This window comes from uncultured Streptococcus sp. (assembly GCF_963536705.1).
Classification (GTDB): domain Bacteria; phylum Bacillota; class Bacilli; order Lactobacillales; family Streptococcaceae; genus Streptococcus.
Window position 1 is genome coordinate 44251 of the sequence record NZ_CAUTAP010000018.1, and the last position, 11462, is coordinate 55712.

General features: G+C 39.5%; 4 protein-coding genes and 1 pseudogene. All 5 read right to left on the reverse strand.

What is annotated here, in order from left to right; all coding sequences use genetic code 11:
- Positions 1–2 precede the first annotated feature (2 nt).
- Positions 3–920, reverse strand: a complete 918-nt coding sequence (gene glyQ, locus RWX26_RS09890) for a glycine--tRNA ligase subunit alpha (protein ID WP_002911276.1) — start codon at positions 918–920, stop codon at positions 3–5.
- A 199-nt stretch (positions 921–1119) separates the two neighbouring features.
- A complete protein-coding gene (locus tag RWX26_RS09895; protein WP_314581345.1) occupies positions 1120–1881 on the reverse strand; it encodes an elongation factor Tu in 762 nt (253 codons plus the stop codon).
- A 310-nt stretch (positions 1882–2191) separates the two neighbouring features.
- The gene (locus RWX26_RS09900; RefSeq protein ID WP_314581348.1) at positions 2192–6712 is read right to left on the reverse strand and encodes a S8 family serine peptidase; all 4521 of its coding nucleotides are present in this window, start codon (positions 6710–6712) and stop codon (positions 2192–2194) included.
- Positions 6713–7016: 304 nt separating this feature from the next.
- A complete protein-coding gene (locus RWX26_RS09905) occupies positions 7017–11048 on the reverse strand; it encodes a hypothetical protein (protein ID WP_314581351.1) in 4032 nt (1343 codons plus the stop codon).
- A 210-nt stretch (positions 11049–11258) separates the two neighbouring features.
- Positions 11259–11462: pseudogene (locus RWX26_RS09910) on the reverse strand (hypothetical protein); the annotation flags it as partial.

The following is an 11462-nucleotide window of genomic DNA, read 5'->3' on the forward strand; positions in this document are numbered from 1 at the left end:
GATTATTCTCCCTCCTCTGCCAAGAGTTTCTCGCGAGTCTCTGCATCCAAAAGCGGATAACCCAGACGCTTGCGCTCAGCCACAAAGGTCTTGGCCACGACACGGGCCAGATTACGAATACGGGCGATATAACCAGCCCGCTCTGTCACAGATACAGCTCCACGTGCATCCAAGAGGTTAAAGGTATGCGAGCATTTGAGAACATAGTCATAGGCTGGGTGCACCAGATGCTCGTCCAGACAGCGCTTAGCTTCTGCTTCAAACCTCTCAAAATTCCCCAAGAGCAAGTCTTGATCGCTGACCTCAAAACTGTACTTAGAATGCTCATACTCAGGATGAGTGAAAATTTCACCGTACTTAACACCATCAGCCCACTCAATGTCGTAAACTGAGTCCACTTCTTGGATATAAGAAGCCAGACGCTCCAGACCATAAGTCACCTCAGCAGTCACCGGCTGAGTTGGCAGACCTCCGACCTGCTGGAAGTATGTGAACTGAGTGATTTCCATACCATCCAGCCAGACTTCCCAGCCTAAACCAGCCGAGCCAGTTGACGGGTTTTCCCAGTTATCCTCGACAAAGCGGATGTCGTGCTCCAGCGGATTGATTCCCAAGAGCTCCAAAGACTGCAAGTAAAGTTCTTGGATATTGCTTGGTGATGGCTTCATAACCACCTGAAATTGGTGGTGCTGGTAAAGACGATTCGGATTTTCCCCATAACGACCATCTGCCGGCCGACGAGACGGCTCGACATAGGCCGCGTTCCAAGGCTCTGGCCCAATTGCCCGCAGGAAAGTATAGGGACTCATCGTTCCCGCCCCCTTCTCATTATCATAAGCCTGCATGAGCATACAGCCCTGGTCATTCCAGAACTGCTGTAGAGTCAGGATAATTTCCTGAAAGGTTAATTTCTTAGACATTATTTACTCCTTTAGTTTCTTGAGATTCTTGCGAAGCGTTCAAAAGGGAACGATTATTTCCCTTTTGAAAAGCTAGTACATCGCCTAGACAAACCGCCTCATAGCGGTTGTCGTTAGTCAATCGAACCTTTAGGTTCGCAATTGACTTTGGCGAGGTGAAAGGTAAGTTTCTTAGACATTTGTTACTCCTTTAGTTTGTTTATATCTCTTTGTCTATTATTTTCTGCTGTATGAACCAATCCAACAAGGGAAGTGTTTTATCTGTGTTTGCCCACCGATGATAAGAATCAAAGACCGCTTGCACGCTGCCTAGATTTTCTACTAGCTTGTCAATTGTCAAAAAACTGCGCCAATATTCGTAAAAAATACTAGCATAATTCCCTTGATAAGTCGAAGTGCCGAAATCATTCAATGAGTGCCAACCGTGCTTTTTCTGAAAGAGCTTTACGAGAGACTGATTACAAGCTTTTTCCACTCGAAATTCCTCATTTGTAAAGAAATACTTGCGGCTAATATACTCAACCATCCCTTCTTCAAACCAGATATAGGCACCGTATCCATCAAAATCATCTAAAAAATGCTCCGACCAATGAGCTAACTCATGGCCCACAATCTGCAAGAGAGAATTTTCAGACAAAGACTGATAGTGGTTTGCTATTGCTTGAGTTTGGTGAGAGGACTCGTAATTCTCCAACTGAAGAAGATATAAATCTTTCCAAACCGTCAATTCGGGAGTCATAACCATCCGCCTATCATTTGTATAGGCTGGTACAGGAATTTCCCGAATGATCTGCGTAGCAGAATCAAAATCGGACCAAATGATGGCTTGCGGTAAATCATAAACCGCAAACTCGTCTTTTAAAAAAGCTAGATAATCCTGCAACTTTGCGGCATTCTTTGCGACGAAATCTCGAAAAGCTGCTAATTGGTTCTCGTCTTTTACAAGATAAAAGTTCTCCACGAATCTCCTTTCTTTCGAACAATAGACTCAGTACGCAAAAGAACCACATCCGACAGTCCTAGGCTATTCACCTAGGGGCGTCAAGACGCGGTTCCACCCTAATTTATTACTTCATTGCTTTTGAAATTATAACCGAAAGCGCCATCTGCACTGCTTCCCTATCCGGCTCACACTATCCCGAACTCGCTAAAAAGTAGACAATGAGAATTCTTTCTAAAAAAGATTATAGCAGAAAATAGGGCCAATGTAAAATACTTATCGAAAAATCCCTCAAGTTTCAACTTAAGGGATTTCAACTAATCTAAACCAATTAGGCTTGTCTAGGCTTTTTCGGTCTTACGACTCTTGGCTTTCTGCCATCGAGTTTTCTTTTTGCCTCTTTGAGGTTGGCAATAGCTTCTTTGACATCTTCCTGGCTGGCACCTGGATCCGCCAAGACTGCCTTAGCCTGTGCATAAGCTTCTAGATAAGCCGACTTCAATGCGTCACTCGCATAGATAAACTTATTGCTAATGGCTTGGTAATGCACCTCATCATCGACTATCTTCTTGAGATTGGTAAAGTTAGTCGCCTTGCCATCCAGCTTCTTCTCTGCTGTAGTCAGCTGAGCTAGAGCTGTATCGATTTGCTCCTGGGTCACCTTGTCCTGCACCAAGAGCAGAGCCACTGCTTGGAAGGCCTTGTCATAAGCGCGGCGAGTCCTATCCTTAGCATTGGCATAAGCTCCTGTCTTAGTAGTAGCTGCATAAGCTTCCACAGCTGCTTTAACCGCAGCAAGATCGGAGTCCTTGCCGTCTAGATCAGCAGATGCTGTTTCTAGTTTTGCTCTTACGGCATCAACTTGCGCTTGGGTCAGTTTACTTGTCAAAGCTTCCTTGGCTGCCTGATATGCTTGGTCGTAAGCTGTGCGCTTCGCTGCAGAAGCATTGTAATACTGAGCAGTGCCGACCAGACTAGACTGCTGATTGACAGCCGCCAGCAAGCCTGACTTGACGATAACTCCCAGTTTCAGCAGGTTGTTTTTGCCCTCTTTGACCTCAACAGTCGGCTCACTTTCCCAGAGCTCGTAGCCGGTCGGCAGGTTGACAAAGACAGAGTAGAATCCAGATGCTACGGATCTTCCGAAGGCATGCTTGCCAAACAGTTCTGCTGGAAGCGTATAAGCATCGCCATTATTATTCTTGAGAACCACTTGGGTATTCTTCGGAACAGCTTGATCAAAGGCAACGCTGACCGGTGCAAAGACCAGCTTCTTGACCAGAAACTCAATCGTCTTAAAGCTATCTTGGGCTGTCAGCTCAAACTCCTGAGTCAGAGCGCTGTAGAAACGAAGCTCATCCTTATCATAAGTAAAGATCTCAGCTGTGTAGCGTCCAAACGGCAGAGCGTTGATTTTCTTGCCCTTATCCAACTCTACATATTTGCCCTTGCTGTCCTTGATCCGATAGACAAAGGTCGAAGATACATCTTGATGCGTATTAGCATCCACCAGAGCGACACGGATACGACCATCATTTTCAGCACTGACTAGCTCTGACAAAGCTATGGAATCACGGTTACCCGCATAATCCTCTACCACATAGAATATCTTAGACTTGTCCACTCCTTTTGGCAAGGTGTAGCTGCCATCCGCATTGGCTGAGATGTAAACCCGACGCTCGTAATCACGCTCAATGCCAAAATCATCCACTGCTTTATAGGTCTCTTTCCCTTTTTCATCTGCTTGCAGATAGAAGACCTGTTCTCTCAAAATACCGCCGTTGCCAACATCTTTTGGCTTACGAGCTGTAAAGGTTTCTGCACCATCCTTGGTACTGATATAGCCTGAGCTAATCAAAGGCTTCTGATTATCAATCTGCAGGTTAAAGCTAATCTGCTGCTCTTTAGCACCTGGCACATCTGGCGTATAGCGAACCACATAGGTATAGAGGCCATCTTCCAGCTTCTCACCCTTGCTATCACGACCGTCCCAGTATGTATCTTCTAGTAGGTAGGACTTAGGATTGTCTGACTGTCCACTATAATAGTTCTTGCGGCCTTCTCTAATCGTGCTGCTCTGCCAGATTGGGAAGCGATAGTCCTTATCATCTGCCGTATAGACACTAGCTGTCAGATTATTGATATTGCGATAGAGAACTGTCCGATACTGGATGCTGTCCTGATTACCATCACCATTAGGTGAGAAGGCCAGACGAATCTTACCATCCGCTCCCAGCTGCAGCACATGCTTACCATCAGCATTTTCTGCAGTTCCCAGTACAATTGAGCTGCGAGCAGCTGTTCGACCGGTAGAGTAGAGTGTATCACTTGACTCTGTCACAAGGGAAGAGACATTGTCATCAGATAGGATACTCTTGTCCTCTGGCACTGGGTAATAGAATCCTGACTTGCCTTCTTGGACTAGATTATAGATTGGTCTTTCTACAGCTGGCAGATCTTGGAATTGACCACGGAAGCCCATGAATGGCAGACTAACCACATCGCCGTCATCCGCTGGATCGACAAAGCGGACAAAGCCTTCTAGGAAATAGCCATTCGGCATCTGCTTGATCAACTCTTCCGCAAACTTAGCAGTATTTACCTTGACCGTCACTTTCTGGCTGCTGTGAGCCTTGACAGTAACTTCTGGCCAGACCGTTTCAGTTAGTTTGCGCGGTGTTAGAGTAAAGTAGCCATCCTTGACCGCATCCGTGTTGGTATTGACAATCATCTTCAGCGTCCGGTCCTTATCCGTGATATTATGAACCGTAACATCAAAGGTGAAGCTGTCTTGGACATTGCCCAAGGAAACGCTAGGATATTGATTGTCCCCTGTTACATAGAGGCCGGTAGAGATAGCCGCTGCCGTATCTACGATACCAGCTCCCTGCTGACGTGGAGAGGTGTAGACACCAGTTTCCTTGTTGACGTGCAGCTTGGCTGTTGACATGATGAGGGCTTTGACTAAGTCTGCATTCTGGGCAGGTGTTAAGTCTGGATAGTGCTGAAGGAGATATTCCTTGACCAGAGCCGCCACACCAGCCACATGAGGCGTAGCCATACTGGTTCCCTTCATAGAGCCATAGGTATTGTCATTAAGCGAAGAGTAAATATCGCCACCTGGTGCTGTCACATCTGGCTTGAGCAAGCCATCTGTCGTGACACCCCAACTGGAGAAATCAGACAGACTACCTGCTCCTGGATGCGGCCGATTGACCTTAAGACCATTAAAGACCACCTTGTAATTACCAGCTGCCAAAGCCTCTCCATATTCCTTACTGATAAAGGCTGACGGAACCTTTTTAGATTCACTATCCAGGCTCATCGTTAGGTTAGCTCCGTCGACATTATTGTAGATCAGAGCACCAACAGCACCATGGCTGATGGCATTTCTAACCTTTTCAGCGAAGGTAAAGGAACCACGCTGGATAAGAGCCAGCTTCCCTGTCAGATCCTTACCAGCAAAGTCCTCTTCACGGCCAAGACCAACATGGACATACTCATATTCTTTGCCCTTTTCAAAAGTTGCATTTGTCTCGCCCATGGAGTAGCTGAAATGACCATTCAGAAGCTTGTCGTTCTTTTCCAGACCGCGAACTTCCATGACTTCCTCTGTCAGAACAGTGTTATTGACAGAAGCAACTGAGATAGAGCTTTCTGCTGTTGAAGGACTGCCAACTAAACCATAGTCTGGATTTTCAACCAGCGGTTTAGAGTATTCACTTCCGAAGGTGTTGTCATTACCCGCCGCAATGATCACACTCACTCCCTTAGCCCGAGCGCGCTCAATAGCCGCTTGCAGACTAGGACTGACATCAACCGTCGAACCTGTTGCTGAGCCTAGACTCATATTGATGGTATCAGCTCCCAGAGCTACTGCATCATCAATGGCTTTGATATAGATAGCGTCGCTAGTTGTGCGTTGACGATCTGAGAAGACCCGCATAAACATGACTTGTGCTTCTGGTGCAACACCATAGACATACTCATCATTAGGAGCTTTCTTGTTGGGATTTCCCGCTGTAATCCCTGTTACGTGCATACCATGCGAGTAACTGTTCTTTTCCTTGATATTGTCATCACCGTCGATATAGTTATAGGCATAGACAACCTTGCTGTTGTACCACTTCCCATAGTCAATACCAGCCTTTTTCTTAGCCTCTTCCAGAGCTGCCTCTGTTTGATACTTGGCTTTTGACGGGTCAGAGATCTTCAGAACCTCATGGTGAACATCCAGACCTGAGTCGATAATGGCTACCACACGGCCTTGACCTTTATAGCCTTGAGACCAGGTTTGAGGAACCTTGATAATCTCATTTGTACTGATACTGCTTGGTTTAGCATCCTGAGAAGTTGGTGACTCTGTTACTGCATCAGAATTAGCAGCAGGCTTTTCTGAGTTTGCGGCTGCTGAAGACTCTGCAGTTGGACTAGCCAGATCTGTCGGCTTGGTCTCTGTGGCAGATGGCTGAGTTACCTTCTCAGCACTTGAAGAAGCCTCTTCTGATGAAGAAGTCGCTCCTTTCTCTACAGGAGCTGCAGCTGCTTCCTTAGCCTCTGCTGTAGAAGGCTGGCTTGCCTGCTCTGTACTTGAAGCAGCCGATTCAGAAGAAGCTGGTGCTACTTTCTCCACAGGGGCTTGAGTTGCTGGCTGACTCTCAGGTGTAGATGATTGAGAAGCAGACTCAGTCGCTGATACCACAGTGGCAGTCGGCTGACCTTGCCCTGACGAACTAGCTGTCGCCTGCTCATCCGCCTGAGCCTGTCCAGCACCAAAAACCAGAGCAGTTCCCAGCAGAACAGAAGCCAAACCGAACTTGTATTTACGGAGTGAAAAACGTTGTCTTTGCATAGAAGTCTCCTTACTTTATTTATAAACCATATTATAATAAAAATTTTCTGACAATTCATACACTCCTAACAAATGTAACAAAAACGTAACAATGGCGAACGTTATAGTCAAGAACGGCTATATAATAAAGTTTCAAGTATCTATTTATTTGAAATACAGAATAAATACAGTTTAAAATCCGGAAATAAGAAAAACCAATCAAGACCCATTCTGAAAGAAGAACTTGATTGGTTGGAAACAGTAGAGCACCTCACAATAATGCAGATACTCATAATCAAATTTATAGCGTTTCTATTCAAATAGACTATTGATACTCAATTTGGCCACTTCTAAATCCATATAAAACAATACCTTTTAAATCAGGACGAGATTTTTTGGATATCAAATCTCTTTTCTTTAAATAGTCTAATAACTTGATATTGAATTCACAACTAGATACCGTTGCTGACTGATTCCCATTGTGGCCAACATCTTCATTTTGATTCAATTTATTAAAGGCTTCAATCCACTCTGCATGTATATCAGAATCGCTCAATAAGTTCATTATCTCCCACAGTTCAAATAAATCTAAGTTATCCCCTAATAAATATAACCTATATTTTGACATTTCAGGATTCGATAATAAGTTATTTTTAAGTAAATTTTTACGTTCCGAATCATCAATATCGTCCAGACCTAATAACCATTCGCATAGGCTGATACTAATTTCACTATTATCTAGATTAATAAGTTTGTCCCAATGCTCTTTAGTTAGTTCTCTTATCTTATTTTTGATGGATTCATCAGCATTGTCATAATAATCAGAACTAATTATATAGCTAAAATCATTTATATCAAATTTAGAATCTAAGATGTGAGTGATAAGTTCAATTGAAAATTTTTTATCTTTTAAACTTACATAATCCAGAATATCTATTATTTTTAGTTTGTAGGAGTTGCCAAGTTTCTCGTTTTGTAACAAATCATAGATCTCAACTTCATCACGAACATTTTTTTCAATCTCAAGATACTTTTCCATATTGCTACAAATAAAATAATCTCTCATAGATGGGTATTCTTTTCTAATATAACCAAGATTATCAGCGTTAAATTTTACACATTTTAAATCTATCAGAATTTTTAATCTATCATCAGGTAGTCCAGGTATATTAAAGTGCAGAAAATCTCTTTTTATTACTTTAAGTATTGATTGATAGATAGTTAATTCCAAATCATCTGCATATACAGTTTGTCTAAAGAAGTCATTTTGGAATTCCTCATTAAACTTCAAAAACATATCTCTATTCAATATAAAATTAGAATCTTGATTAATGAAGTCAATTAAATCACTATAACCATCTGGAACTGAAAAATCTGGATCCGAAAAATCTGGATCCGAAAAATCTGGATGGATAGAAAAATAAGATAAAACAATATAAGAATTAACTTGAGCTTTTTGATTTACTACAAGATTTTTTATCAATTTTCTCTTGTTCTCCATAGATAATTCATTAAACTTCTCTTCAGTATACTCAATAGAAAGCTTTGGAATACTATTAATTATAGCTTCAGCTATCGTCTCCTTTTCACCTTTAACAACCTCATTTTGGAATATGATATCATGATTGAGCAATTGTTCAATATAGGAAAGCTTATCACACATTTTCCCACTTGATAATTCGATATACATCTTAACATATTGCAATAAACTTTCTTCCGAAGATAAACAATAATCTAATAAAGGTTTGAATACTTCCCGACTATTAATTAACTCGAAGTTTTTATAACTAAATTCATCTTCTGAAATAAACTCTTGAGAATACCAGTTCATAAAAAAACGTACATTAGTTTCAGTAAGGGAATATAGCTTTTGATTATAAATACAATCAATAACCTTAATCAAGCTTTCTTCTCCAATTCTCACTGCTCTTTTACCGAAAGTTGAAAAATTTGTAAATTTTATATTCAAATTTACCAAATTATTCGTTAATTGAGGCAATTTATATGAATAAGTTCTAGTGACTATATCAAGTCTTCCATCAAGTCCTTTCGGGATTTGATACTCGCGACTTCCAGTAAGTATAATAAAATTTTTATCAATATATTTTGTAAGTAAAACTTTTGTTTCTTCTGATAAACTTTCTAAACCAACCAAATTCAACAGAGATACCACCAAGTCATCATTTAATGGATCGATATAAGTAGAAATATAAGTCAAATACTTTTTGAACGAATGTATATTAGTCCTTAACCAATTCTCGAAGAAGGCTTTATGAATCTCTTCCTTCTTGGCATTATTTTCTAACTGGTTCGCATGATTATAAAATTTAATTAAAAAATCCTCAATTTTCTCTTGTTTAAATATTAATTCAAGTTTTTGAGAATAAGAAACGATGTTTTCAGTTCTATCAGTTAGTAGATGTTCAAACAAACTATAATTTAACACACAACTATCTGTATAGCGATTAAGTTCTAGTCGGATAACTATTTCATCAATGTTAGTTAAAGAAATATCATAATTATTACCATGCCCAGAAATAACATTTCTAATAAATTCTTTTTCCTCTTTTGTTATTGTTCCACCATAGAAATAAGTCAAATAATCTTGATATGTTTCATCAATATAAGCATTTCTAATTAAAAAAGGAATGATATCAAATTGCGGATTTTCTTTAATCAATTCAGAATATTCACTATCAAAATCTTCAATATTATAAAACTTTGTCCTAGATAATTCATATAGTATACTTTTTTCAAATTCTAGACTTTCATTTAAATCTGACAGTATATTTTTGCACCTAGTATTTTTGAGACGCTCTCTAAATTCTATGCTATTTCTATCAGGAAATACAGAATCAAGTTTCTCCTCAGTTCTTGATTCATTTCGATAAGCATCGTAAAAATCCGCAAAAGAAGTGATTATGCTATCTTCTTTTAGCAACTCCATGATAAACTCGCGATAAGAGGAAAATTCTGCTTGAGACTTCCCATTTACTTTAACTACAGCTTTACCCACAGGAATTTGAAAAATTGAACCATATAATTCAACTTCATCCTTCAAATGCTCTTCTTGTACTCTTTTAATATTTTCTTCTAAAGATTGAATTTTTTTAGTTAACTCCTTTTTACGTTTTTCAATCTGTTCATCTTTTGAATGCAACAGTTCATATAAATACCCTTGATTTTTTTGCAACAGAGAAAAGTCTTTCGGAAAAATATTCTTGTACACTATCATTGAAAATACTTTTTCAGGATCTAATTTCAAAGTACTCAATGATTCTTTGTAGGTCAGATACTCATTACAAATATTATTAATCAGGCGCATATCATCAAGGTATAATGAGATATTAAATAAAAACTTTTCATCCAATTCCTCATAAAGTTCCATACCTTTTAATATTTTTGATAACTGATCATAGGAGTTTGAAGCCGTTACAACAGGTACTATTGGAATAATAAAATCAAAAAACTTTGTTCGTTCTTGTGACTCGAATAAATCGTCTTTAACAAGATAGAAAAATACTAATTTAGACTCTCTACACACTTTCCTTTTTCTATTGATAACAATATTTAATTCCTTAATTTTTTCAAAGATTCTTGAATCATTGAAACGTTCAATGTCTTCAAAGACTATAACATCTGCCTCAGACTGTTTGAACAAATAAATCACATCATCCAAATACCTATCAAAATAAGAAACTTTACTACTCTCATTTGAAAAAACTTCTATATCCGTTTCAATTTTATCTGATTTTAGCGATAGGTGTTTAATGAATCCAATGTCTCTTTGTAACTTTAATAAATAAAAAATTCCATAAAAAAACAAAGTAAATAAGATAACGAGTGCTGAAAGTCTAACAATCGGATGAATAGTCCAAGTAAGCCAATCAATATCCTTAATAAAATCAGTCCATAAATTCAAATACAAAAACAGTAGCAAAATAGAAAATAAAAAAACTGTATTTTTCTTAGGATCAATTTGTGACTCTGCATCCAGTGTTTTAAAAATTGACTTTCTAATTGAGTTGGGCTCAATCTGATGAAGTAATTGATTGATAATCTTTCCCTCAATTGTATTAATTTCACGGTTATTAAGTTCATTTTTTTTAGATTCATCATACTGAGCGAGAGAAATATGGATAAACTTTTTGTCTTTTTTCTTTAACTCAAACGTCTCAATGACACTGCTTTTACCAGCTCCATAGTTCCCTGTAATAGCTACATTCGTTGTCTCTGATACATCACTGATAGCAAACTCTAAGGCTTGTGATATGACTGGTTGTATTTCTACATCTTTATTCGATGTAAGTGAACGAAACTCATACTTTTTTTCCTTTTCCGTACTTTCGTCAATCATTTAAAAAATACCTCTCTAACAAGTTACTAAATACTTAAACATTGCATCCTTTATCAATATACCCATACTATTATATCAACTATTCCTCATTCTATAAAGTATTTATGTAAAAATCCAATGTTTTTTATAGACTACCCTCCTCACATTTCCTGCCCAATGTCCATCAAACACCAAAAACCCCCTAGAATTTACAATTCTGAGGGATTTTTCTTATCCTGTTACTTCCGGAGTCTGTTCCGGTTTGTTTTTCTTATTTGGACTAGCCAGGCGGCGCTTGCTGTCTCGGATAGTGTTGAGATCCTTGAGGAGTTTGGCAAAGTGAGCTTTCTCTGGATAGGCTTCTGCGGAGGCTGCGGTATAGCGCATAAAGAGGTCATAAGTGCGGGAGATTTCCGTGCGCAGCTGCTTGGTCTT

Bases quoted from the DNA above. Each gene is read 5' to 3' on its own strand.
- glyQ (WP_002911276.1), bottom strand. From the start codon at position 920: ATGTCTAAGAAATTAACCTTTCAGGAAATTATCCTGACTCTACAGCAG.
- RWX26_RS09900 (WP_314581348.1), bottom strand. From the start codon at position 6,712: ATGCAAAGACAACGTTTTTCACTCCGTAAATACAAGTTCGGTTTGGCT.
- RWX26_RS09905 (WP_314581351.1), bottom strand. From the start codon at position 11,048: ATGATTGACGAAAGTACGGAAAAGGAAAAAAAGTATGAGTTTCGTTCA.